This is a genomic window from Acinetobacter sp. YH12241, assembly GCF_013417535.1.
Classification (GTDB): domain Bacteria; phylum Pseudomonadota; class Gammaproteobacteria; order Pseudomonadales; family Moraxellaceae; genus Acinetobacter.
Window position 1 is genome coordinate 25,434 of the sequence record NZ_VPDQ01000008.1, and the last position, 25,783, is coordinate 51,216.

Below are 25,783 nucleotides of genomic sequence, written 5' to 3' on the forward strand. Positions count from 1 at the left end.
GATTTTTACCATAGCCGTTTTGATTATGTCTGATGCCTTACGTCCATACTTCTGGAAAAAATATAGTCTCACTGAGCTGACGCCAGAAGAATGGGAAGCGCTTTGTGACGGTTGTGGGCTTTGCTGCCTGATCAAGCTGGAAGATGAAGACACCCACGAAGTCGCCTATACCAAAGTGGCTTGCAAATTACTGGACTGCAAAACTGCCCGCTGTTCGGATTATCCGAACCGGCTGCAATATGTGCCGGATTGTATCCAGCTGACACCTGAGAAACTGGACACTATTCACTGGTTACCCTCAAGCTGTGCTTATCGCCGAGTTGCTGAAGGGAAAAGCCTGCCATCCTGGCATTATCTGAAGACGGGTTCACGACAAAGCGTGATTCAGGCCAAAAAATCCGCTGCTGGTCGCTGCTTAAGTGAAGTCGATATTGATGAAGATGAAATTGATGAATATATCGTGCGCTGGGTGCGCTAATGATTAGCGCAATCCAACCCCGTCAAATGATTAAATAAAAAAATTAAGCGGCCTGTTGTAGCAGTTGCTGTGCTGAAGACCCGGACATAGGACGATAAAAATAAAAACCTTGTCCGATCTGGCAATCACAATTGATCAGCGTGTCCAGTTGTTCAGTATTTTCAATACCCTCGACCAATACATCCAGAGAAATACTGGAACCAATCTGGGTAATGGCTTTGACAATGGCCAGCGCAGACGGATCATTGTTCATGCGTTCTACAAAGTTGCGATCAATCTTGATGCAGTCGACCGGATATTCCTGCAAACGGGTCAGGGAAGAATGACCGGTACCGAAGTCATCCAGAGAAATATGAATTCCATGTTTTTTCAGCAGGTTCAGTGCCCGGATCACATAATTGGCTCCGCCTTCAGACAAGCTCTGCTCGGTAATTTCCAGCTCAACCTTATGCGCAGGAATATCGAATCGGGACAGACGAGCCAGAAATTTCTCAGCATAGTCATCGCGCAGGAATTCAACTGGAGCTGCATTGATTGAAATTGGCAGAATATCCAGACCTTCGGCCTGCCAGCGGCTCATATCCTCAAAGACTTTTAGCTGCATGGTTTCACTGATGCGTGAAGCCAGGTCATAGTCCTGGAACGCTGAAAAAATATGAGAGGGTAACTGGATCTGATGCTGCTGATCCTGCCAACGCAATAAGGCCTCAAAACCAATCACCTCACCATCGGAGAGACGGACCTTAGGCTGATAATAAGGAATGATCTGGTCGGCATGAATAATCTTGCGTGCCAGCGTCAGTTGTTTGGTCATGTTTTCCAGTGATCTGAACATCTCCTGATTAAACATGCGAATCCCGCCACGACCACTATTTTTCAGATCATTCAGGGCAATATCGGCACATTTCAGCAGGTTAGAGCTATTCTGGGCATCACGCGGATAAACGGTACAACCAATACTCATGCCGATACTCATACGATGGCCGACATAACTCACTGGTTGTTCTAGTTGAGCATAGGCCAGTTGTGCGGTATTAATCAGCTGGGCTTCGTTTTCCAAGTTTTTGACCAGAATGGCAAACTCATCTCCACCGAGACGGGCAACGACTATATTGTTGGAGCCAAAACAGGCCTGAAAACGCTTGCCCAAGACGTGCAACAAATGATCTCCGGCAATATGACTCAGGGTGTCATTGATATGCCGGAAATAGTCCAAGTCGATCAGGAGCAGGCCAACCATCATTTGCTGTTGCTTGGCTTTTAGCAGCACCTGTTTAAAGGTCTTATAAAAGGCATTGCGGTTATACAGTCCGGTCAGCTCATCACGCTGAATTACGGCTTTTAAACGGCTTTCGGCTATTTTTTGCTGACTGATATTACGTGAAACACACAGAATATTTTGGGGAATATTATTTTCGTCCAATACCGGAGTCAGTAAATGATCCCAATATTCTGGGTTCTCATTCTCCGTCTGAGCTTTTTCTACAAAACGGCTATTTAAGCCTTGAGCAGCCTGTTTTAAAGCGCGTTGTCCGGTTTTTTTAACCTCGGCTGGTAACAGGCTTAACCATGAATGCGGGGCAGGCTGCTGTTCAGGATCAATCCCTAACTTATGACAGGCTGACTGATTGATATGACGGATCTCGCCTTGTGGAGACATCACTTTAATACAGTCGACACTGGCATCCAGCATGTTTTTCTGGGTAGAAATGACCTGAGACAGTTGTTGCTGAATCTCAAAATATTCATGGATGTCCGTCAGTGATACCGACCATTGCAGCAGATGTTCCGCGGTATGCTGAAACTTAATAGCCAAGGCACACATACGGTAGCTGGAATCAGCCGATTTAATCCGGCACTGGGTATTAAAGCCTTGTTGCTGATTCAGGGCAGCATGCCATTGCTTAGAAAACGCTGGTTGATCATCTGGATGAATCAGGCTTTGCCATTCTTTAGGACCATATTCACTTAAATTGGTGCCTAAATAATCCGAAAGTGCCTGATTAAAATATTCAATATTATCTTTGCCCAGCACCCAGAGTGGATGTGGCACATCATTGATTAGGTCCTGTAATAATCTGAATTTTGCCTGTTGCTCATTAGAAGATTGTATCGAGGTTGAAATAAGCGACTCAGCGCATTCTGCAGTTGTTCGTCTAGATTTATTATGCTTCATGCATCCCCACCGATACCACCCAAAGAGCATCCAATCAGTTACTCAAGTCCATTCTAATTAATATGAGACAATGTGAAATTTACAAGCTTATTAACCTGTAATTAATCATGTTCTATTTATCTACTTTTCATAAGATTAATCCATTCATTGTAAAAAAAATAGAGCTTTCTTACATAAATTAAATTTTTCTCATAAATGTTTGAAATATTGGAATCAAAACTACCAGTGTTAGAATGAAAGCAGAATTTAATTTGAGCCAATAATAAGATGTCAGACAGTCATATCCCGCTTCCAGAACGCTTGCGGCCTCGCGACCTTGCAGAAATTATCGGGCAGGATCACTTGCTTGGAGAGAATGCACCTCTACGTCAAATGATTGACCAAGGGCATTTACCATCGATTATCTTCTGGGGGCCACCTGGAGTAGGTAAAACCACAATTGCCTTGCTACTTGCCCAAGCGGTGGACCGGCCATTTATCAGCCTGTCTGCACTTAATACTGGTGTGAAGGAGTTGCGTGAAGTCATTGCAGAAAGTGGTGATCTGCTGACGCCCGTGGTGTTTATTGACGAGATTCACCGTTTTAATAAATCCCAGCAGGATGCACTGCTGAATGCCGTCGAAAAAGGCAAAATTACCTTGATTGGTGCGACGACGGAAAATCCATCTTTTGAAGTCAATAGTGCCTTGCTGTCACGTTGTCAGGTCTATACCTTAAATGTGCTGAGTGATGAAGCGATTCAGACTTTACTGACTCAGGCGATTCAGACTGACAAATTTCTGCAGGAACGCTATATCCAGATTGAAGAATTTGACGCCTTATTGCAGTTTGCCGCTGGGGATGCGCGTAAGGCCCTCAATTTGCTGGATCTGATTGCCAGTACCTTTGAGGCTGACCAGGAAAATATCATTACCAATGCGATTGTGGTCAAAGTCGCACAGCAGAATATTGCCCGTTATGACAAATCTGGCGAACAGCACTATGATCTGGTTTCGGCCTTCATCAAGTCGATTCGTGGCAGTGATCCGGATGCTGCCCTGTACTGGATGGCGCGTATGCTCAAAGGTGGTGAAGATCCGGTCTTTATTGCCCGCCGTATGCTGATTGCGGCATCAGAAGATATTGGCAATTCCAATCCGAATGCACTGTTGCTGGCGGGCGAATGCTTCCGCTCAGTTCAAGCGATTGGCATGCCGGAATGCCGGATTATTCTGGGACAATGTGCGGTTTACCTGGCGACTAGTGCCAAAAGTAATAGTACCTATCTGGCGATTAACAAGGCGATGGATCTGGCTGAAAAAACGGCCAATTTGCCAGTGCCTTTACATCTACGTAATGCACCGACCAAAATGATGAAAGAGCAGGGTTATGGAGTGAATTATCTGTATCCGCATAACTATCCGGAACATTTTGTCCTGCAAGATTACCTGCCGCCTGAGCTGAAAGGCACCAAGCTGTACGAATCGGCACGTAATAAGCGTGAAGTGGAAGGCGAACGTCTGCAACAACGCCGCTGGCAGCAGGAACAACAGCAGCAATAAGCAAAAAAAAGCCCAATTCAAGGAGAATTGGGCTGAAATAGGATGTCTTGGGGGAGATACATCCTAGAGGGTAAGGGTATAAATCTGGTCAGCAACATCAGATGGATTGCATCTGCTGGGGATGTTGCTGGGATACAGTAATATTAAGGCATGCATTGAATAATGTAAAAACGATCATTTTTATTAATAAAATTCATTTTTTCGATCATAAGATTAGACAATAAAAAACCGGGCTATTAACCCGGTTCTTTGAAGCACTATTAGTGCTTAGATATCTTCAAGATTGATACCTAAACGTGCTGCAACTTCTTCGTACGCTTCAACCACGCCGCCTAGGCCTTGACGGAAACGGTCTTTATCCAGTTTTTTCTTGGTGTCTTTATCCCATAGACGGCAACCGTCTGGAGAGAATTCGTCACCCAGTACGATACGGTCGTGGAACACACCAAATTCAAGTTTAAAGTCAACCAGAAGCATATTACCCGCTTCGAATAATGCTTTAAGCACATCGTTCACTTGGTAAGTCAGTTCTTTCATTTTTGCCAGTTGTTCAGCAGTCGCCCAACCTAAAGCAATCGCTTGAGATTCGTTCACCATTGGATCGCCTAGCGCGTCATCCTTGAAGAACAATTCGAATGTAGGAGGAGTTAATTCTTTACCTTCTTCTACACCCAGACGACGGCATAAAGAACCCGCAGCATAGTTACGTACCACACATTCTACTGGAATCATTTTAAGTTTTTTCACTAACACTTCAGTTGGTGTCAGCAGTTTCTCAAAATGAGTTTCAATACCAGCAGCAGCCAGCTTTTCCATGATGAAGGCGTTAAAACGGTTATTCACCTTACCTTTACGATCCAGTTGTTCGATTTTTTCGCCATTGAATGCGGACGCATCGTCACGAAAAACTAAAATCAGGTGGTCTTCACTGTCCGTGGTATAGACAGATTTCGCTTTACCAGTATAGAGCAAGGTTTGTTTTAACATGAGGGAACCTTCTACAAAAAAAAATGCCTAGAAAATGTCTAGGCTGGCCAATTTTGGTAAATCTGGTTTAACAGTTCTGCTGCTTTTTCGCGGTCGGCAAAACTGTTATCGGGATTAAACACAGCCAGGGTGTTACTCGAACCTGCGGGAGAGAGTCTTAAAACATAGGTTTGCTGATCAACCTGAATCGTTACTTCATAACGATCTTTATTTTGACCAACGATAGAATGGTTAAGGCTGCTAAGCGTGGCAAGAGTGTATTGCCATATTGTAGCAGCATTTCCATCAATTTTGAGCAGTGGATTTTGATTTCCGTCAGTGACTAATTGCGGCTTTCCTGAAAAATTTTCTTGAGTTTCATCTGCTTGAGTTGAATTTACTGGCTGTGCAGTAGGGCGTGGCATCGCAAAGCGGTTACCACGCTGATTTTCAAGTTTTGGTGCATTTTCCAGGGCAAGCGGATCCACTGTCGGAGCAGGGTACAAAGGCGTTGCAGGACGAACCATTGACCCTTCAGGATATTGCAATGGTTGCAGCGTGGTTGTTTCTTTATAGTCCAAGGTACCGTTTTTAAAGGCTATTGAACTACAACCTGCTAAACTGAATACTGAAAGTGCCAGGGTAAGTCCTAAACGTAATTGCATAATCGTTGCTCTTTATTTAATGACGCTCGCTTCTAGAAGTGCCTCATGAAGCGGAGCGCGATATTGTTCTGCAAGTGGTGTTAATGGAAGGCGAATACCTGTACCAATTAAGCCCATATCATGGAGAGCCCATTTCACAGGAATTGGGTTTGATTCGCAAAATAGAATATTGTGTAAATTTGCAACCTGAGCATTGAGCTCTTCAGCACGTGCAGCATCGCCTGCAATGGCTGCAGCACATACTTCACTCATGACTTTAGGTGCAACGTTGGCAGTCACAGAAATATTGCCTTTGGCACCATGACTCATTAACTCATAGGCAGTTGCATCATCACCTGAGTAAACGGTCATGTTTTTACCTGCCAGACCTTCAATCAGGGCAGCACCACGGGCTACATCACCTGTTGCATCTTTAATGCCCACGATCTGTGGAATATCTGCCAGACGGATCACGGTTTCATTAGCCATATCCACGCCAGTACGGCCTGGAACGTTATAAAGAATTTGAGGTAGGTCAACCGCTTCAGCAATGGCTTTATAATGCTGGTATAAACCTTCCTGAGTCGGTTTGTTGTAGTAAGGAGTAACCAGCAGGGCAGCATCAGCGCCAAGTTCTTTGGCTTCCTGAGTTAGCTCGATTGCTTCACGAGTCGAGTTTGCGCCTGTACCGGCAATGATAGGAATACGTTTGTTGGCAACACGAATGATTTCTTTGATCACTTGGGTGTGCTCGCTCATGCTGAGCGTTGATGCTTCACCAGTAGTACCTACAGCCACAATGCTGTTAGTGCCTTCTGCAATATGCCACTCAACCAGCTTCTCGAGACCCTTCCAATCTACGCTGCCATCTTCAAACATGGGGGTGACGATTGCGACAATGGAACCCTGAATGGTCTGTGCTTGCTGAGTCATTTTAAAAAACTATCCTATTTGTCCATCCGAAGAGAATGAGAAAACATATTTGGGATGGGTTTGTATTTTGATTTGTAGCAAATTCAATAGATTTGCACTGAATTGAATATTGCTTATGCAAATTATGACTGATCAAACGCATAAGAACAATATGCTTTAGTAAAAGCCACTGAATTCTTTATACAAAGCCTCTAGGCAACAATCAAGTTTTAATCGTTATGATTTTTTGCTGTCCAAATCATCCTTTATCCTCCAGCAGGATGAAAGCTAATGAATTCATTTTTTCAGGAAAAAATACACAGAATAAGTCACTTAAGTGAATTAAATAGATTTAGAAAACATTCTTTTATGGTGTTTTAGGGGAGTATTAATATTTATATTCGATGAATTAAGAGCTAAAATATATCGAATAATAAACCTCATTTATGATGAATAAAAAGCAAAAATGCCTGAACTAATCTTTTTTTCGTATTAGTGATCGGCCCCGAATTTTTCTCACTGTTGAATTTCCGGGTTTGATGTATAAGTCTAAATCCAAAAATACTGGGATTTTAATACTTCTCATTAATTGCTTTTTTGACTTTATCGAACAGCATCTTAAAGTCATCAATTTTCTGGATTTTTCAGTATATCCGAGCAAATTGTTCAACTTATTGGTAGTTAATTCTATTTGAGCGCTCATAGATGATGGCCTCTCTTTTGAACGCTGATTGAACAAGGATATTCCAATGGAAAAATCAGACAATAAGCACGCGATCATCACGGTAGGGATCTGCTTTCTGATCGCTGTGATTGAAGGCCTGGATATTCAGGCTGCCGGGATTGCCGCTGCTGGTATTCGTGAGCACTTTGGTCTTGATAGCTCACAATTGGGTGTGTTTTTTAGTGCAGGGATTCTGGGCTTATTGCCTGGTGCACTGGTCGGTGGTCGATTCGCGGACCGTATTGGTCGTAAGAAAGTTTTAATCTGGTCAACCGCAATTTTTGCACTATTTACCTTATGTACCGTGTGGGTGAACAGTTTCCACAGTTTGCTGGCAGTTCGTTTTCTGGCGGGTGCGGGTCTTGGCGGTGCAATGCCAATCTTAATCACGCTGGCTTCTGAAGCCGTGGCTCCACAAAACCGTGGACGTGCCGTGGGCCTGATGTACTGTGGTATGCCAGTGGGTGCTGCAATCTTGTCTTTAATCGCAGCAACTGAATTCGGTGCAAACTGGAAAAATGTTTTTTACTTAGGTGGTTTATTACCCATCATTGTGATTCCACTGATGATGTTGTGTCTGCCTGAATCTAAAGAATACTTAAAGACACAAAACAAGACAGCCGCAGAACGTGCAGCATCTCCTCAGGGTTCATTCAAGGATCTGTTTAACTCTGACAACTTGCTTCGTACGCTTTGCATCTGGGTCAGCTACTTCTTCACCCTGATGGTGGTGTACATTATGTTGAGCTGGTTGCCATCATTGTTCATGGAACTGGGCTTCACCCGTAAAGATGGTTCAACTGCACAGTTCTACTTTATGGTGACTGCAACGATTGGTACTGTGATTTTGGGTATGCTCACGGATCGCCTGAAAAAAGCCTATGTGATCCTGTTGATGTATGGCGGTATCCTGGCGGGTCTATTGGCACTCAACGGTGCAAGCTCACTTGAGCAAATGTACATGGCCGCAGCACTGGCAGGTGCCTTTGTGATTGGCTGTCAGGGTGTACTCTATGCCTTCGGTAGTATCGTTTACCCAACTGAAGTACGTGGTACAGGGGTAGGTGTTGCTTCCGCAGTTGGCCGTATCGGCGCCATGCTTGGCCCTGCAATTGCGGGTCAGCTACTGACAGCAGGCTTCGGTGCAGCAGGGGTGATCTCGGCAGCGATTCCATGTATCGTAATCTCTGCGGTATGTATGCTACTCCTGGTCAGCCGTACCAAGGTTTAAAAATAAAAAGATGAATATCCGAAAAGCCTGCACTGATGCAGGCTTTTTATTTTCCAGTATCAGTTCAGCTTAAGACAAATTCTTTCTATGTTTTGGAGAGCAATAGCTTTTACAGTTAACTCATCATGCGTTTTATCAGAATGCAGAGTCATTCTATTTTTACCTAAAGGGCTAAAAATTTTCTTTAGTTTTAAGCTATGCTTGGATGCAAACTCAGATTTCAAGGGATGAAAATGATGCAAAATGCGGCGCTGATTGTGGTGGATGTACAAAAAGGATTTACCCCAGGTGGAAATCTGGCTGTTACCAATGCCGATCAGATTATTCCGAATATCAACCGATTGGGGCAGTACTTTCAGAATATTGTGCTGACTCAGGATTGGCATCCGGCAGAGCATATCTCCTTTGCAGACAATCATCCTGCTCAAGCAGCCTATGACACGATTCAGCTGGATTATGGTTCTCAGGTCCTTTGGCCGAGTCATTGTGTACAAGGGACTGAGGATGCTGAATTCCATCCGGAGCTGAACCTTCCGCAAGCTCAACTGATTATCCGCAAAGGCTTTCATCAAAATATCGACAGTTACTCCGCCTTTATGGAAGCTGATCAAAAAACCAGTACCGGTCTGGCCGGCTATTTACGTGAGCGCGGTATTGATACCGTATTCATCGTGGGTATCGCGACTGATTTTTGTGTGGCCTGGACTGCGATGGATGCCTGCAAACTCGGCTTTAAGGCCTATGTCATTGCGGATGCCACCAAAGGTATAGACCTGAACGGTTCGCTACAACATGCCTGGCAGGACATGCTGGCACAGGGTGTAAAACGGATTTATCTGAAAGATATTATTAATGCTGCCTAAGCGCTAACTTAAGGCGATTAGGGCCATTTGCCATTATGCAATGGTTTGTTTACTTTGAGGCATCCACAGATGCCTTGATTTCTTTTTCATGACACTTGGATTTTCCCATGTCAGCACTTCTTCAATTTAGCCAGTTTGTCCAAAAGACCTTTGCTCTATGGGTCATTCTGTTTTCAGCCATTGCCTTGATGCTGCCGGATCTTTTTGTCTGGTTACGCGCCTATATTCCCTGGATGCTGGGTCTGATCATGTTCGGCATGGGCATGACCATGACGCCAGGTGATTTTAAAAGTATCTTGCAAAGTCCCAAGGCCGTTGCGATTGGGGTCGTGGCTCAGTTTATGGTGATGCCAGGGTTAGCCTTTTTGCTCTGTCAGCTATTCCAGCTTCCGGCTGAAATTGCGATTGGTGTGATTCTGGTGGGCTGCTGTCCAGGTGGCACGGCATCTAATGTGATTACCTATATGGCCAAAGGCAATACGGCCTTGTCTGTGGCGTGTACTTCGGTATCAACTTTATTGGCACCGCTTTTGACTCCGGCAATTTTTTATCTGCTGGCCAGCCAATGGATTGAAATTAATGCCTTATCTATGCTGATTTCGATTCTACAAGTGGTGCTGTTTCCAATCATTTTAGGTTTGATTGTCCGTGCCCTTCTAAAAACCAAGGTAGAAGGCTATATCCAAGTAATGCCAGTAATTTCGGTGATTGCCATTGTCGCAATTGTGGCGGCCATTATTGCTGGCAGTAAAACCCAGATTCTGGAATCCGGGTTAATGATTTTGGGTCTTGTGGCTTTACACAATGGAATGGGCTACTTATTGGGTTATTGGGCAAGCCGAATATTGAAACTGGCAGAAATCGATTGTCGCGCGGTTTCGATTGAAGTGGGAATGCAGAATTCTGGTTTAGGGGTAGCGTTGGCTGCGACCCATTTTGCCGCGTCTCCCATCACTGCGGTTCCAAGTGCTATTTTCAGCCTATGGCATAACATTTCTGGACCCGCCTTGGCGACGTACTGGGCCGCCAAAAGTAAGACAATTGAATCTGCATCAGCACAAGATACTTCCGCAGATAGATAACATCCTGACTGCTGAAGATTTTATTTCTCTCATATAAAAAGCCCGATATTCAATCGGGCTTTTTGCTTTCTGTGACTTAGGACGCTTTAGACTGTTTCGATTTGAGAATCTCGGTTCTGAAGCTTTGCGCTAGTTCAGCACTTTCCGCATCCATCCCATTGACCACAAAGGCATGACGGGTCAGAACATTGGTCGGATTTGGCATGCTGACCAGCTCAAAGTGGTCCGCGATTTGTTTCAACAGGGCATTAGGAACATGCAGTGCACTTTCCTTAGCGACTAGTTGCTGAACCAGACGTTCTGCAGCCTGAACGGAATTAAGCTGCATTTCTTCAACGGCTGAAGAAATTGCGCTACGTGTCTGCAGGACAAAACGTTTTTCTTCGCGATAACGCTTATACAGGACTTCTGAAAGCAACTGGAATACTGAACTGATCATGGTCAAACAGGCGAGGGCATCTGGCTTCTCTGCCGCAATACTGATACTGGCACCTTTTTCATCAAACTTGTGTACGGTACAAATATCCGTGCTGTTCAGTTTGTAATGCTGGATGCACAGTTCAGTAGCTTTGTTCAGGAAAATCTGGCACAGATTGAAATAAGGAACCGATACCGTCTTATTCACACTATCTAGCAACTGTTTTGGATCATAGAACTGAATGTTCAAGCTCAGGCTATCGGTATCCAGGACCACAGGTTTACTGTCTTTTTCTTTCGGTTTGTTTTTCAGGGCTTGCTGTGCCTGGGCAATGGCGAGGGCAGCATTATGCTTTTCCTGTTCTAATGCCTGAGTTAAAGTCTGAATCTCGAATTTCAGTCGCGATTCATTATTGATACGTGCCAGATACTCGGTACGGCTTGGACGCGCTACCGCACGATAACCGACCCAAAGCAAACCATGAATAATGAAAGAGAACAGAATGGCAAGCCATTGAGTCCGGAGAATTTCACCAATACTTGGCTCAATCAGGGTGATTTCAATCACACCGACTTTTTTCTCGTTTTGCAGGGCATCACGGACAAAAACTTCCCCATCACGGGTCTTGGTCAGCCCACCAGTGGCTAAAACCTGACCATTCGCATCCAGGATACGAATTGAAGCAACGCTTGGGTTAGTCGCATAACGGTTGGCCAGAAGTGCCAGAGAAACGCGGTTCGCCGGTTCAAGCTCCGCCAGGCTGTCTGTGACCAGTTGGCTCGTCATGAGCTGTCCCTGGTTGGCACGGTTATCATTCAGTTGGTGAGTCGTTGCCAATACCAGTAAAAAGGTATGCAGAGCAAAACTTACAATCAGTAGGCTAGCAAATAGCCCTTGTCTAGGCGCATTCAACGTAAACTTCCAAGGCAATTCTGTTCAATTTCGATTATGATTCTAACAATAGTTGTAGCTCAGACCCGAGTCAATTCATGCGAGAAATCATTCTTATATCATTCTTAGGACCCGACCAGCCTAATCAATTTACACGATTAATGCAGGTTTTGTCCGCTCATTCCTTACAGATTCTAGATGTGGGGCAAGCGGTCATTCATAATCAACTGACCTTAGGTATTGTTGTATCGTCTGATGACCAAACTGCAACAGCATTAGCCATGAAGGAAATCCTGATTTTAGCACATGATATCGGGTTAACAGTGCGCTTTAAACCAATCTCTGCTGCTGAATATGAACAGTGGGTAAGAGAGGGCGGCCGCACGCGTTATATCGTAACGGCATTGGCCCCGGAATTAAATGCCTCTCATCTGCAAGCCGTGACCCAGATTGTGTCGAGTCAGGGCTTCAATATTGAAACCGTAACCCGTCTTTCTGGCCGTCCTGAGCTGGATGGTTCCAATACTGGCCCTAAACGTGCCTGTGTACAGTTTGGTCTGAAAGGCCAGATGCTAGATGCAGCAGCCATGCGTGCAGCCTGCTTAAGCCTGTCGAATAACCTGAATGTCGATGTGGCAGTACAGGAAGATAATGCTTACCGCCGTAACCGTCGTCTGGTCTGCTTTGACATGGACTCGACCTTGATCGAGCAGGAAGTCATTGATGAGCTGGCGATCGAAGCTGGTGTCGGTATCCAAGTCTCTGAAATTACTGAACGCGCGATGCAGGGCGAGCTGGACTTCCAGCAAAGTTTCCGTGCCCGTGTTGCTTTATTAAAAGGCATGGATGCATCGGTATTGCCAAAAATTGCTGAGCGTCTGACCGTGACTGAAGGTGCAGAACGCCTGATTTCCACCCTGAAAGCACTGGGCTACCGTACCGCAATTCTGTCTGGTGGATTCCAGTATTTTGCAGAATATCTGCAAGCCAAACTGGGAATTGATGAAGTTCATGCCAACGTTCTGGATGTGCAGGATGGCGTGGTGACAGGCGAAGTCAAAGGTCATATTGTGGATGGCGCACGCAAGGCTTTATTGCTCCGTGAAATTGCCGACAATATGGGAATTTCTCTGGAACAGACCATTGCTGTAGGTGATGGTGCCAACGACCTGCCAATGCTTTCAATTGCGGGCCTAGGTGTGGCTTTCCGTGCCAAGCCTTTGGTTCGTCAGAATGCCAATCAGGCCATTTCCAGCGTGGGTCTGGATGGTGTGCTCTACCTGCTCGGTGTACATGATAAAGATCTGAGCCGCGCGTAACACATAGCTTTTCGGTGAAATCCAACGCGGCCTTAGGGTCGCGTTTTTTTATATTTTTAGCTTAACTTTTATCGAGGGACGGCGCAGCTTGTCTATAAATACCCCGATCATCTTAAACGGAAAATATTTTTTTTAAGTCGATGAAAGGGCATATGATTTTGTAATGACACGCCAACATCGACGCAGCAATTGATCCACAAATACTGTGAAAATAAAAAATGTAATGACAAAATAATATCGCGACAGAGTATGTCGTAAGGGGAGAAAACAGGACTTTTTTTATGCAAAAAACTCAGCATAATGCATGCATAGAGATACAAATCAACACATTCCATTTTATTGATTTAACGAAATTCAATAGGTAGGACGGTTGCAATATCAAGCATACACACTATCCTTTTGGATGGAGGGGTTTATATGGTAACAGCGAATCTAGCAACTCTCGTAGGCTTTAGTTTAGTCGCCGCGGCTGTGCTTGCTGTTTTCTTCTCGCCTTATCGTCGCTGGTTAAGTTTTATGGCTGCGGGAATGCTGGCCTGGGGCCTGATCGAAGTGATTCGAGTAGGTACTCAAGCCTTGTTTGAGCTCCCGATGACATATAGCTATCTGACAGCTTTAACGGCCGTGATGGTCGTAGTGACCTTACTGTTATTGCGTGAAGATCGACGTGCAGAGCGTGCTTTGGCTAAACGCCGTTATATCGAACATACACCAGTGTATGAAGATGACCAGCAGCAGCTATCTAGCCGTTAAGTTCTCTAATATCAGCGAAATAATGCACCTGCGGGTGCATTTTTCGTTTAGAAATATGATACAAAGTCCTGCATCTGCCTGGCTTTGATCTATGCTAGGATATTTGTCAATTTTCGTACAATTAGAATAGGCATAATTCCATGAAACTGTCCTCCATTCCTGTGCTCAAACTTCCTCTGGTTGACCTCAGTACCGATCCACTTGATTTGCTAGTCGCAGGTCTTGCATTACGTATGAAGCAGTTAGCACGTACCAGCCCGAAATTTATTGAATTGGTACATGAACGCCAGTTCCGTATTCAGATTGGAACAGATGAAGGAATGGCACGTCAGATCGTTGTGAATAATGGTCATATTGATACCGTTTCAGGTGATGCAGAAAAAGCTGATTTTGTACTGCAATTTGCTGACAGTGAACAGGGTGTAAAAACGTTACTTAAAGGTGATCCGACTGCATTCATGACCGGTATGCAAAGTGGCACGATTAAAATGGAAGGTGATTTTGGTCTGCTGGTCTGGTTTAACCAGGTTGCGAAAATGATTCCGCCTAAACTGCCAAAACCGGTCAAAGAAAAAGTGAAAATGGCACGCCAGTTTATTAAAGAGAAAACTGGTAAATAACTCCTAATCCCCCTGCTTTAATTAAAGGAGGGGCTAGGGAAGGATTATCATAAAAAAGCCCTCATCAAGAGGGCTTTTTTCATTTTGGAACAATGACGGTTTATTCAACTTCCAGATTAAACGTTACCGGCCCATCATTGACCAGATGCACTTTCATATCGGCCGCAAAAATACCGGTTTGTACATTTTCGAACTGGCTCTGCGCATATTCAACCAGCTGTTCATACAAGACCTTGGCATCGCTTGGCGGCATGGCGGGACCAAAATCCGGACGTAAGCCTTTTTGAGTTTGCGCCATCAAGGTAAATTGGGACACTAGCAGTAAACCGCCACCGGCCTGACTGACATTCCAGCCCATCTTGCCCTGCTCATCATCAAAGAAACGGTATTTCAATATCTTATCAATCAGTTTTTTGCCTTTTTCCAGATTGTCTTCTTTACCTAAACCTAGAAAAACCAGAATACCTTTGCCAATTTCTCCGGTGGTTTCACCATCGACCACGACTTTGGCTTCCAGTACCCGTTGTAATAATGCACGCATAATCAATTTTAGTCAGATTCAAAATTGCCGCCATTGTAGCAAGATCAGACTCATCTGTTATTAAGTTAATGTCTAAAAAATGGGCTTAATTGATTGATTAGCATTGATAATATTTTAAACTATCTAAAAACACGATCATAATCATAAAAATTATCTGTTTTATCTATTTTTTGCTCTCAAGTATCTTAGCTGCATGCAGGAAAGGTATTAAATTGAGAGATTTAGAAATGTTTAAGCGTTCATTACTTGTTGCAATGCTTGCAACGGTGACAGCTGCACAAGCTGCACCATTAACCAAAGATAACGGGGCACCAGTCGGTGATAACCAGAACTCGATCACTGCGGGTCCACAAGGTCCAACTTTGCTGCAGGATGTACAACTGGTTCAAAAACTGCAACGTTTTGGCCGTGAGCGCATTCCTGAACGTGTGGTTCACGCACGTGGTGCAGGGGCTTATGGTGAATTCGTTACGACTAAAGATCTGTCTGATTTAACAATTGCTTCTTTATTCAAGGCCGGTACTAAAACTCCAGTTTTTGTGCGCATGTCTACTGTCATTCATGGTAAAGGTTCACCAGAAACCCTACGTGACCCGCACGGTTTCGCCATCAAATTCTATACCCAGGAAGGTAACTGGGACTTGGTCGGTAACCAGACACCAGTCTTCTTTATCCGTGATGCGATCAAATTCCCGGACTTCATCCACGCGATGAAACCAAGCCCCGTCACCAACGTACAAGATGCCAACCGTGTGTTTGACTTTCTGTCTAGCCAGCCTTGGGCAACCAACATGCTGACTTATGTTTATGGCAAGCAAGGTGTCCCAACCAGCTATCGCGAACAGGACGGTTTTGGTGTACATGCTTACAAACTGTATAACGACAAAGGCGAATACAAATACGTGAAGTTCAACTTCCGCTCTAAACAGGGTGTGAAGGGCTTAAATGTCAAAGAAGCGGCTGTGCAACAAGGTAAAGATTTCAATCACTTGACCAATGATCTTTATAACAACATCTATGCAGGTAATTTCCCGAAATGGGATCTGTATATTCAGGTGCTTGATCCTAAAGATCTGAATAGCTTTGATTTCGATCCGTTAGACCCAACCAAAATCTGGCCAACCAATTTGGTTCCAGAAGTAAAAGTCGGTACATTGACGCTGAACCGTATGCCGAAGAACTTCTTCAATGAAACTGAACAGGCTGCATTTGCACCAGGTAATCTGGTACCAGGTATCGAACCCTCTGAAGACCGTTTGCTTCAAGGCCGTATCTTCTCTTATTCAGATACACAAATGTACCGTCTAGGTGCCAACCATCAGCAAATTCCAGTAAACCGTCCAGTGGTGAATGTGAACAACAATAACCAGGAAGGTCACATGAATGTGTCTGAGCGTGACTCTGATGTGAACTACGAGCCAAGCCGTAAAGAGCCTAAACCGGCGACTGAAAAAGCGCGTGCAGTTGAAACACCATTGACTGGTCATGTGCAACAGATCGGTACTAAAGAGCAAAACTTCAAGCAAGCAGGTGACTTGTACCGTTCATATACTGCCAAAGAGAAAGATGACCTGATCATGAACCTGGCGGCTGATCTGGGCAATGTCAAAGATTCAGAAACCAAGCACATCATGTTGTCTTACTTCTATAAGGCAGATGCTGACTACGGTATGCGCATGACTAAAGCTGTAAATGGTGACATCGCCATCGTTAAAGCCAAAGCTGCAAAATTAAAAGACTAATCCCGATTGGTCTTGAGGAACTGGTGACTAGGGCATAGCGCATCACCTCCAAAAAGTCCTGTAATACTCCAAACCTTTCCTGCACCCTAGGGGGAGTTTTACAGGCACTCTGTTTTTCATTCCATCTCAGGTCAATTGAGTTTTTAAAAACTTAAATTTTCCTTTCGATTTCTATTGGAGTTCATCATGAAAGTTCTGCCACACGCATTTCTAGCCAGTATTCTTGCCTTTAGTTCCGCATTCGCAACTGCTGCTGAAGTGAAGAATGTCTCCCCTGCAAAAACTGCGGCAAGCGTTCAGATGACCTCACAACAGGAATTGATCGATCTGTTTTTTGCTGCTGCTAAAATCGGCAATAGCGAAGTGATCAATGAATTTTTAAAGCACGGCTTTCCAGTCGATGTACGCAATCAAGATGGTTATACCTCGTTGATGATGGCAACCTATTATGGCCATCAGGATATTGTGACCACCTTACTGGCCAAAGGGGCAGACCGCTGCGCCCGGGACAACCGTGGCAATACAGCCTTGATGGGTGCCTTGTTTAAAATGGAATTTGCCATTGCCAAACAGCTGCGTCAGGTCGACTGTGATGCCCAAGCCAAGAAAACCGGGCAAAAAACCACAGCTGAATTTGCCAAGGTGATCGGTCAGGAAAAGCAGCTACAAAAAATTATCAAGGAACAGGAAAACGGGCTGAAAGCAGTCAAATAACTGTGTGGGAAGCAGTTTATTTTCTTGAACTTTTGTCGATAATTCAGCTAGCTGTACGTAAATCCTGCAATATTGCCTAAACTTTTATGCTTTAATGCGGGATAAGCACAGCGATATTTCCCTTAGTTATGGCTCCAATTATCCACTCTTTGTTAGATACTGACTTGTATAAATTCACCATGCTACAAGTGGTATTACACAAGTTTCCACAAACGCATAGTGTCTATCATTTCCGTTGTCGCAACCTGGAAGATACGGAATATCCGCTGACGGATATTCTGGATGATTTGAATCACCAACTGGATTTGCTGTGTCAGCTCAAATTTAAAGAAGACGAATTACAATATTTACGCAGCCTGCGTTTTATCAAAAGCGATTTTGTGGATTATCTGGAACTATTCCAGCTCAAACGGCGTTTTATTAAGGCCACCATCGACAATGAAGGCCGCCTGGATATTACTATTGAAGGCCCCATGGTTCAGGCAATGATGTTTGAAATCTTTGTACTGGCCATTGTGAATGAACTGTATTTCAGTCGTATCCGTACACCCGAAGTGCTAGCCGAAGGTGAGCGCCGTTTAAAAGCTAAAATTGAATTGCTAAAACAGTATGATGCCGCGCAGAACCCGAATGATCCACCATTCCTGGTCTCGGACTTTGGTACCCGCCGTCGTTATAGTTTTGACTGGCAAAAGCATGTCGTTGAAGAATTTAATAAAGCTGCACCGCACGTGTTCCGTGGGACCAGTAATGTGTACTTAGCCAAAGAATTGGGTATTACCCCGATCGGCACCATGGCGCATGAATTTCTGCAAGCCTTTCAGGCCTTGGATGTGCGTCTGCGTAATTTCCAGAAAGCAGCCCTAGAAACCTGGGTACAAGAATACCGTGGTGACCTCGGAATTGCCTTGACCGATGTAGTCGGTATGGATGCTTTCCTGCGTGACTTTGACCTGTACTTTGCCAAACTGTTTGACGGCTTGCGTCATGATAGTGGCGATCCCTATGAATGGGGTGACAAGGCTTATGCTCACTATAAAAAGCTGAAAATTGACAGCAAAACCAAAATGCTGACTTTTAGTGATGGCCTGAATCTGGAAAAAGCCTGGAAATTGCATCAATACTTTAAAGACCGCTTTCAGGTCAGCTTCGGGATCGGCACCAATCTGACCAATGACATGGGGCAGACGCCGCTAAATATCGTATTGAAACTGGTGGAATGCAACCGTCAGTCGGTAGCGAAAATCTCCGATAGCCCAGGAAAAACCATGACGGATAATGATACTTTCCTGGCATATTTGCGTCAGGTGTTCAATATCTCAGAACCTGTCTAAAAATCTCTGCTTGATTCAAAAAACCGCTTCAATCATGAGGCGGTTTTTTCTTGGATGATGGTCTTTCTTAAATCAGCTTTAGCTAAAATTATGCTAAGGATCTAGATAAAAACAACATAATTGAAAAAATGAGCTGTGCTAAGATCAAAAGGATTTGACCGCAATGACAACTACTAAGATGACAGCTTCCGCCTTTGACTTTGGTCTGCTGATTGAAGCAGAAGATTTGGTTCCACATTTGGGAAATGAAAAACTTCGAATTGTTGATTTAAGCCGGGCGTCGGTTTATGAACAATTGCATATTCCACATGCCTTACATCTGCAACCCAAGCTGCTGGTTCGTCAGGAAGAAACAGCCATGGGCCTGTTACCGGATGCAGAAGGGCTGGAAGCTTTAATTCGTTACCTGAATATTTCTCCTGAACATCATGTCGTAGCTTATGATGATGAAGGCGGTGCGTGGGCAGGGCGTCTGCTCTGGAACCTGCATTGCATGGGCTTTGAAAATACCAGTTTACTCAATGGCGGCATTCATGCCTGGCTGGGTGCGGGACTACCGACTTCATCAGATCAGGAAACGTTTATACCTGTCGATCATCTGGTTCCAGTCAATCTTGAAAGAAAGGCTGAGTTTCAGATTGATTATGATGAATTAAAACAACTCATTGAAAATGAAAAAATTCAGGTATGGGATTGTCGTACAGAAGATGAATACACTGGCCTGCGTCTGGCTGCGCGACGCGGTGGTCACATCCCGGGCGCACGTCATTTTGAGTGGAGTACTGCCCTTAACCGGCAAAATCATTTAAAATTACATCCTTTACCACGTACTCAGCAGCGTCTGGAACAACTGGGATTTGATCTGGATCAGCCGGTTGTGGTGTATTGTCAGTCCCATCACCGTTCAGGTCTGGCTTATATTCTGGGTCGCTTATTCGGCTGGAATATTCGAGCCTATGATGGTGCGTGGAGTGAATGGGGCAACCGCCTCGATAGTCCAATCGCTACAGGAGAGGTGCCATCTTGAGCATCACATCGCGTCTAAAACAACAACTGTTTATCCAGGCCCAAAAAGTGGTGCCACAGCATCGCCTGTCCCGTGTGGTGGGAAAAATTGCAGCCAGCGAAAATCCGATTGTAAAAACAGCCGTGATCGCAGCATTCAAGACCAAATACGGAATTGATATGTCGATTGCTGAGCAAACCAATGCCCTGAAATTCAAATCATTTAATGATTTCTTTACCCGTGGACTAAGAACCGGGGTGCGTGCGGTCGATGCTGATTCAACTGCGATCGTATCTCCGGCAGATGGCGCGATTTCCCAACTGGGTAAAATTGAAAATGGCGATGTGTTTCAGGCCAAAGGCCAGAAGTTTACGGTTGAAAACTTGATTGCTGATCCGCAACTAGCAGAACCATTCAAGAATGGTGAGTTTGCGACGGTGTATCTGTCACCACGTGACTATCACCGTGTTCACATGCCATTTGCCGGGACTCTGACTGAAACTTTATATGTGCCGGGTGAACTGTTCTCGGTCAACCAGACCACAGCCGAAAATATTCCAGGTCTGTTTGCCCGTAATGAACGTATGGTATGTCTGTTTGATACCGAACTTGGTCGTATGGCAGTGGTTCTAGTTGGTGCGATGATTGTGGCTGGTATTGAAACTGTGGCGACTGGCAAGGTAAAACCATCTGGTCGTATCGAGCTAAACCAGCACAATTTATTCCTTGAAAAAGGCGCTGAACTGGGTCGTTTTTACCTAGGTTCAACCGCCGTTATCCTGTTTGAGGAAAACAAGATGCAATGGGATGAGAAATTTAAAGCCAATTCAACCGTATTGATGGGTGAGGCGTTGGGTCATACCCTATAAAAAGCTTTTAATCTCCTGTTATGTTGCTTCCCCCTTTGAAAAAGGGGGATTGAGGGGGATTAAATATTCTAATTTCCTCCTCTTGCGTTTCAATTCAAAGCAGTGCTTCAAAGCTTGCTTAGGAGGGAATCTCATGATAACAAATATCCCTTAGATTCTTTCCCTTTGAAAAAGGTGAGAAGCCTTGCTTCGCAAGAGGGAGTTAAAAAATTAAAATCCCTCCCAACCTCCCTTTAAAAAAGGGAGGAGATAAAAGATCCAAAAAAAGCGCCATCTGGCGCTTTTTTATTTTCTAAACTTTATCGTTTGACCACGATCGAATCGATACCACTATGTTGTAAGGTTTGCTGTGCAATAATCGCAGATTCTGCTGAATCATAAGGTCCAGACACGACACGATACCAAACCTTGCCATTTTCCACACTGCGGACTACATCTGCAGATAAACCGTTGAGAATGATTTCTGCACGGCGGGCATCTGCCTGATCCGGGTCATCAAAACTACGAACTTGTAAAATATAGCTTGCAGAAGCAGGAGTTGGGGCTTCGGTTGCATCCAGACCTGGCTCAGTTGCTGTTTCTGATTCATCAACTTCAGGTCTTGGTGCCTCTACAATCACCACTGCTTCCTGATTTTTTGCTTCAGGAACCGCCTCTTCAGGAATCGGTGTCACTTGCTGCTGTGGCAACAGATCATAAAAACGGTAGTCTTTATTGGTATCTTCTTCTTGAGAATGCTCAGCCGTAGCCTGGTTTTTAGGTTTAACAGGTTCCCATGGCTTCCACAGCATGAGTGCCATTAAAAAACTTAACACGATTAAAATGATCACGAGTGTGCCGAGCCAGGTAGGAATAAGTGGCTTTTTGGGCTTATTCGGTCTTTCAGATACACCGCGCTGCGTTTTTCCAAACACTTGGGATTTCCTCTTATTTATCGGGGCAAATAGAAAAGGCATAACAGCAGTTATGCCCCTACTATGACTTCATCCTATGTGATCGTGATAGAAAAGTCATTATCTAGATCACAAATCACACAGAATTTTAATTTATCTGCATCTTCAAACACATAGCTAAAGTTACAAAATATTTATTCAGCAGATAAACGGCAATGACTAGCATGCTGACTTCGAGCAGAGCTCTCCGTCTTGCGTCAATGTAAAAGCAGTGCTTTACATTTTCGCTTCGAGCTTAGCTCTCGCCTTGCGAGCATGCAAAACAGTGTTTTGCTTACATGCTCTCAGGCGCAGATACACCAAGCAGTTCCAGACCGTTACGCAGCACCTGGCGAACATTTACAGATAACAGTAAACGTGCCTGAGTTAATTCTGCATCATCGCCCAGAACCTTGTTGTCGTTGTACCAGCCATGGAACAGCGCAGCCAGCTCTTTCAGGTAGTTACCAATCTGATGCGGTTCATAGCTGTTTGCAGCACGAACGACAATCTCTGGATAAGCTGCCAGCTTTGCCAGAATTTCAGTCTCCGCTTCCAGCTCAAGTTTGGCTGCCAGACCACGTGCAGTGGCTGCATCAAAGTTCACACCTGTAGAGGTTGCCTTTTCTAACATACGGCAGATCCGCGCATGCGCATACTGGATGTAATACACGGCATTGTCCTTGCTTTGAGATACGGCAAGGTCAAGGTCGAAGTCAATGTGCTGTTCAGATTTACGCATGACATAGTAGAAACGCGCTGCATCATTACCGACTTCTTTACGCAGGTCACGTAAAGTCACGAACTGGCCTGAACGAGAGGACATCTGTACCATCTCTCCACCACGCCACAGGCTGACAAACTGAACCAGAAGTACAGTCAGTTTTTTCGAGTCATAGCCCAGAGCATCAATCGCTGCTTTTACACGTGCGATATAACCGTGGTGATCTGAACCCCAGATATCTATAATATCGGTATAGCCACGTTGTAATTTGTTTAGGTGATACGCAATATCAGACGCGAAATAAGTGGTTTGACCATTACGGCGTTTAACCACGCGGTCTTTTTCATCACCAAATTCAGTTGACTTGAACCAGATGTTGCCATCTTTTTCATACAGGAAGCCTCGCTGATCTAGAGTTTGTAGCGCTTCATCAATTTTTTCAGTCAGAGTTGCTTCGCTGAACCACTGGTTGAAAGTCACCCCGAATTCACCGAGGTCATCTTTAATATCATCAAGGATGGCTTTTAACGCAGCTTGATGGAATACACGGTAACCTTCATTTAATAAAGTTTGTGAGTTGAAGATCAGGCCATCAATGTGCTTTTCTTTATCGCCTGAAACAACTACTTTATTGCCTTCAGCATCCGGTTCGGCAGCATACTGTACGTCTTCAGGGACATCTTTATAAACGTCTGCAACAGGGCGAACATAGATATCGCCGTCTTTATCAATAATGCTTTGTGCGATTTCTTTAACGTAATCACCTTGATAGGCATTTTTCGGGAACACCAGTTCCTGACCCGTCAATTCTAAATAACGCAGATAAGTTGAAGTCGCCAGAATATCCATCTGACGGCCAGCATCGTTAACATAATATTCACGGTCAACTTTGGCACCTGTCGCTTCAAGCAGATTTGCAACAGTCATACCATAAGCAGCGCCACGACCATGACCTACGTGCAGGCTAGAAGTCGGGTTCGCAGACACAAATTCAACCTGAACGCGTTTTTCCGCATTGGCCTGGGTACGACCATACGTTGCCTGTTGAGCCTGAATCTGATCCAGCACAGCAAAACGCTGGTCTGCATTTAAAAAGAAGTTAATAAAGCCTGGGCCTGCAATTTCTGCCTTGCTGATATCCGCCACTTCAGGCAGGGCAGCAAGGATTTTTTCTGCTAAATCACGCGGTTTCATCCCCGCAGCTTTAGACGCGATCATGGCAATATTTGATGCAAAGTCACCGTGGCTGCGGTCTTTGGTACGCGTCAAATTACTTGTATTGTTCCAGTCAGATGGGAGTACGTTTTGTGCCTGTAAAGTTTGCACTGCATGATCGAGAGCTGCTTGGATTGCCGTATTCATAATCAGTCGAAAATAGATATCGCAGAAAAACAGCAAATATAGCAAATTTCCGACTCTTTAGGTAAAACCATTTATGGGGAATAAAAAATATACGATTAGCAGCCTATGGTTTCTATCCATCGGTCGGTCATCAATGAAGGATCACATGAGAAAGAGGGGAATAAATAAGTTGCAAACTTTACTATAAAAAATGAATCATCCAGCAATCAAAATAGCCTATATTAGCCTGATTGAAACTATAAAAAGAGTCAGCATGGATTCAAAACAGCGTCCGACCATCATCGGCAATATTCCCAAACTTCCAGCCAAATGGGCCTTGGTCATTGTGCCTTTTATCTTGTCCTGCCTGATGAGTGGAATTATTTCCATGATTAACATGCTGCGCAATCTGGGCTGGATTGAGGGCTTTATGGCCCTCTGGTTTCATAACTGGATGATTTCCTGGGCGATTGCTTTTCCGATTGTGGTAACGCTTTTGCCTTTTGTACGCAAATTTGCCGGATTGCTGGTCGATATGTCAGGAAATCAGCCACCCAAATAATTGTTTTCTATCAATGAGAATTAAGAAAGAAGTTTTAGAAGGTAAAAAGCATTCGCTAACAGATGAGTTCTATAGCTGAAAAAACCAACTAAATCAGATGCTCGACTGCAGCGCGGATGATCCCAAGGATCAGACCAATACAGGCCCCGACCACGACACCATTGACCCGGATCATATGCAGGTCACCACCGACTTCGTTTTCAATCTTGTCGATCATCTCAGTCGAATCCCATTCATGAATACGTTCACTGATAAAACGGATCACTTTCTCACTGTACTGGTCACTCAAATCGACAGCGATACCACTGAGACGGTTATTCAGCAACTCACGCACTGAAGTATTTGAAATAATATTTTCACCGACTTGCTGAATGGCGACTCGCAGATTCTCCGCAATCCCCGAATCCGACTTTTGCAAATCTGCTTTGATGGCATCGCATAAAATGACCACTGCACCACTGATAAAATTTAGCACTTGCGGACTGTCAAGCAGGGCATCTTTAGTTTCATTCAGTCGCTGGCTGGCCATACTTTCAGAATCTGCCAATTGCTGCATCAATTCTTGAGCTGTTTCTTCAATTTTAAGCCGCCACGGATGGTCGGGATCTGCCAGCATGGCTTCCACCCGCTGAATCACCGAATCGATACTGCGTTGCTGCACATCAATACCGATCCAGCTGGCGCCTTTGGCCAGACGCCAGACGCCCATTTCCTTGAATAAAGTGCGGGTCAGCTCACGGGTCTGTTCCGGATTTGAAGTCATCCAGGCATGCACCACATCCAGGCCACGTTGCAGCACATCCTGATGGAAATCATTTTCCAAAATAGCGCGCAGCATTTCGCTGGCCAGGGTATTGATCTGGGTGTTTTTGACCCATTGCACACTGTTGCTCTGGATAAACCCGGCGATCTGTTCCTGCCCGACAAATTCAAATACTTTGGGTACGGTCTGCTGAATCACTTGTATGACTTGGGCATTATTCTGCGGATTGGCCAGCCAGCGGCCGGCAGCCAGACTTAAGTCCGTACTAGCCAGACTGCGCTGCACAATTTGCGGGGAAAGGAAATTTTCCTGCACAAAGCGCCCCATAGATTCGGCAATCCGGGCTTTATTGCGTGGAATAATTTCAGTATGGTCACGTAAAAATTTTGGAATCGGTAGCCGGCCAAAAGGATTGCGGAACAGCACGGTAATTGCATACCAGTCCGCCAGACCACCGACTACACCTGCTTCGGCAGAGAGCATCAGAATATGAATCAGCCAGACATATTCAGGCAGCAGTTTGGCAGTAATCATCAGCGCCAGCCAAGCCAGTACTGCGACAACCAGTGCAATGGTCGCAAAACGTTTACTGCGTTGTAAGCTTGGTGACGGCTGCTCTTTCTGCATAAATCATCC

At 44.7% G+C, this 25,783-nt stretch carries 23 protein-coding genes; 14 read left to right on the plus strand and 9 right to left on the minus strand.

The window, feature by feature from the left end; all coding sequences use genetic code 11:
• Window positions 1-25: 25 nt before the first annotated feature.
• Entirely contained in the window at window positions 26-478 is a 453-nt protein-coding gene (locus FTV18_RS06575) for a YcgN family cysteine cluster protein (RefSeq protein ID WP_004781392.1), read from the plus strand.
• Window positions 479-521: 43 nt separating this feature from the next.
• On the opposite strand, the gene FTV18_RS06580 is transcribed toward FTV18_RS06575, so the two are convergent.
• Window positions 522-2,654: a bifunctional diguanylate cyclase/phosphodiesterase gene (locus FTV18_RS06580; protein ID WP_180017296.1), complete on the minus strand. Its 2,133-nt coding sequence runs from the start codon at window positions 2,652-2,654 to the stop codon at window positions 522-524.
• Between the two features lie 267 nt (window positions 2,655-2,921).
• Here FTV18_RS06580 and FTV18_RS06585 point away from each other — a divergent pair, with 267 nt between their 5' ends.
• Window positions 2,922-4,196: a replication-associated recombination protein A gene (locus FTV18_RS06585; RefSeq protein WP_180017294.1), complete on the plus strand. Its 1,275-nt coding sequence runs from the start codon at window positions 2,922-2,924 to the stop codon at window positions 4,194-4,196.
• A gap of 267 nt (window positions 4,197-4,463) precedes the next feature.
• Here FTV18_RS06585 and purC read toward each other — a convergent pair whose 3' ends face one another.
• Genes purC through dapA form a run of 3 tightly spaced genes read right to left on the minus strand, consistent with a single transcriptional unit; the run spans window position 4,464 to window position 6,739 of the window.
• The gene (purC, locus tag FTV18_RS06590) at window positions 4,464-5,183 is read right to left on the minus strand and encodes a phosphoribosylaminoimidazolesuccinocarboxamide synthase (protein WP_004781395.1); all 720 of its coding nucleotides are present in this window, start codon (window positions 5,181-5,183) and stop codon (window positions 4,464-4,466) included.
• A 38-nt stretch (window positions 5,184-5,221) separates the two neighbouring features.
• Entirely contained in the window at window positions 5,222-5,827 is a 606-nt protein-coding gene (locus tag FTV18_RS06595) for a lipoprotein-34 precursor (NlpB) (protein ID WP_180017292.1), read from the minus strand.
• Between the two features lie 12 nt (window positions 5,828-5,839).
• A complete protein-coding gene (gene dapA, locus FTV18_RS06600; protein ID WP_180017290.1) occupies window positions 5,840-6,739 on the minus strand; it encodes a 4-hydroxy-tetrahydrodipicolinate synthase in 900 nt (299 codons plus the stop codon).
• A gap of 728 nt (window positions 6,740-7,467) precedes the next feature.
• On the opposite strand from dapA, the gene mhpT reads away from it, so the two are divergent.
• The 3 genes from mhpT to FTV18_RS06615 all read left to right on the plus strand — a co-directional run bounded on the left by mhpT (window position 7,468) and on the right by FTV18_RS06615 (window position 10,618).
• On the plus strand, window positions 7,468-8,673 hold the full coding sequence (gene mhpT, locus FTV18_RS06605; protein ID WP_179991897.1) for a 3-(3-hydroxy-phenyl)propionate transporter MhpT: 1,206 nt from the start codon (window positions 7,468-7,470) through the stop codon (window positions 8,671-8,673).
• Window positions 8,674-8,906: 233 nt separating this feature from the next.
• On the plus strand, window positions 8,907-9,536 hold the full coding sequence (gene pncA, locus FTV18_RS06610; RefSeq protein ID WP_159124185.1) for a bifunctional nicotinamidase/pyrazinamidase: 630 nt from the start codon (window positions 8,907-8,909) through the stop codon (window positions 9,534-9,536).
• 107 nt (window positions 9,537-9,643) lie between these two features.
• On the plus strand, window positions 9,644-10,618 hold the full coding sequence (locus tag FTV18_RS06615) for a bile acid:sodium symporter family protein (RefSeq protein WP_166137546.1): 975 nt from the start codon (window positions 9,644-9,646) through the stop codon (window positions 10,616-10,618).
• Between the two features lie 76 nt (window positions 10,619-10,694).
• On the opposite strand, the gene FTV18_RS06620 is transcribed toward FTV18_RS06615, so the two are convergent.
• On the minus strand, window positions 10,695-11,948 hold the full coding sequence (locus tag FTV18_RS06620; RefSeq protein ID WP_159124187.1) for a hypothetical protein: 1,254 nt from the start codon (window positions 11,946-11,948) through the stop codon (window positions 10,695-10,697).
• Window positions 11,949-12,025: 77 nt separating this feature from the next.
• On the opposite strand from FTV18_RS06620, the gene serB reads away from it, so the two are divergent.
• From serB to FTV18_RS06635, 3 genes are all read left to right on the plus strand, one after another.
• The gene (serB, locus tag FTV18_RS06625; RefSeq protein ID WP_180002568.1) at window positions 12,026-13,246 is read left to right on the plus strand and encodes a phosphoserine phosphatase SerB; all 1,221 of its coding nucleotides are present in this window, start codon (window positions 12,026-12,028) and stop codon (window positions 13,244-13,246) included.
• 417 nt (window positions 13,247-13,663) lie between these two features.
• The gene (gene aciT / locus FTV18_RS06630) at window positions 13,664-13,999 is read left to right on the plus strand and encodes a ciprofloxacin tolerance protein AciT (RefSeq protein ID WP_034703185.1); all 336 of its coding nucleotides are present in this window, start codon (window positions 13,664-13,666) and stop codon (window positions 13,997-13,999) included.
• A 140-nt stretch (window positions 14,000-14,139) separates the two neighbouring features.
• Complete coding sequence (locus FTV18_RS06635) at window positions 14,140-14,619, plus strand: SCP2 sterol-binding domain-containing protein (RefSeq protein WP_004281258.1); 480 nt, start codon at window positions 14,140-14,142, stop codon at window positions 14,617-14,619.
• Window positions 14,620-14,719: 100 nt separating this feature from the next.
• Here FTV18_RS06635 and dtd read toward each other — a convergent pair whose 3' ends face one another.
• Window positions 14,720-15,160 (minus strand): D-aminoacyl-tRNA deacylase, encoded by a 441-nt coding sequence (gene dtd, locus FTV18_RS06640; RefSeq protein ID WP_004281259.1) that lies wholly within the window; start codon window positions 15,158-15,160, stop codon window positions 14,720-14,722.
• Window positions 15,161-15,387: 227 nt separating this feature from the next.
• Between dtd and FTV18_RS06645 the strand changes: the two genes are divergently transcribed.
• The 5 genes from FTV18_RS06645 (at window position 15,388) to asd (ending at window position 20,825) form a co-directional block, all read left to right on the plus strand.
• Window positions 15,388-16,902 carry a catalase gene (locus FTV18_RS06645; RefSeq protein WP_180017289.1) on the plus strand — a complete coding sequence of 505 codons (1,515 nt, stop codon included), beginning with the start codon at window positions 15,388-15,390 and terminating at the stop codon, window positions 16,900-16,902.
• Between the two features lie 186 nt (window positions 16,903-17,088).
• Window positions 17,089-17,616: an ankyrin repeat domain-containing protein gene (locus tag FTV18_RS06650; RefSeq protein WP_179991900.1), complete on the plus strand. Its 528-nt coding sequence runs from the start codon at window positions 17,089-17,091 to the stop codon at window positions 17,614-17,616.
• A 128-nt stretch (window positions 17,617-17,744) separates the two neighbouring features.
• Entirely contained in the window at window positions 17,745-18,950 is a 1,206-nt protein-coding gene (gene pncB / locus FTV18_RS06655; RefSeq protein WP_179991901.1) for a nicotinate phosphoribosyltransferase, read from the plus strand.
• 178 nt (window positions 18,951-19,128) lie between these two features.
• The gene (locus FTV18_RS06660; RefSeq protein ID WP_179991991.1) at window positions 19,129-19,977 is read left to right on the plus strand and encodes a sulfurtransferase; all 849 of its coding nucleotides are present in this window, start codon (window positions 19,129-19,131) and stop codon (window positions 19,975-19,977) included.
• Window positions 19,974-20,825, plus strand: coding sequence for an archaetidylserine decarboxylase (gene asd / locus FTV18_RS06665; RefSeq protein ID WP_166137528.1), 852 nt, complete (start codon window positions 19,974-19,976; stop codon window positions 20,823-20,825). The genes FTV18_RS06660 and asd overlap by 4 nt, the downstream gene beginning before the upstream one ends.
• 299 nt (window positions 20,826-21,124) lie before the next feature.
• Here the strand turns inward: asd and FTV18_RS06670 are convergent, their stop codons facing one another.
• Entirely contained in the window at window positions 21,125-21,739 is a 615-nt protein-coding gene (locus FTV18_RS06670; RefSeq protein WP_159124212.1) for an SPOR domain-containing protein, read from the minus strand.
• 313 nt (window positions 21,740-22,052) lie between these two features.
• On the minus strand, window positions 22,053-23,843 hold the full coding sequence (gene argS / locus FTV18_RS06675; protein ID WP_179991902.1) for an arginine--tRNA ligase: 1,791 nt from the start codon (window positions 23,841-23,843) through the stop codon (window positions 22,053-22,055).
• 253 nt (window positions 23,844-24,096) lie between these two features.
• Between argS and FTV18_RS06680 the strand changes: the two genes are divergently transcribed.
• Entirely contained in the window at window positions 24,097-24,384 is a 288-nt protein-coding gene (locus tag FTV18_RS06680) for a DUF2798 domain-containing protein (RefSeq protein ID WP_125278848.1), read from the plus strand.
• A gap of 88 nt (window positions 24,385-24,472) precedes the next feature.
• On the opposite strand, the gene FTV18_RS06685 is transcribed toward FTV18_RS06680, so the two are convergent.
• On the minus strand, window positions 24,473-25,774 hold the full coding sequence (locus tag FTV18_RS06685) for a DUF445 domain-containing protein (RefSeq protein ID WP_179991903.1): 1,302 nt from the start codon (window positions 25,772-25,774) through the stop codon (window positions 24,473-24,475).
• Window positions 25,775-25,783 lie beyond the last annotated feature (9 nt).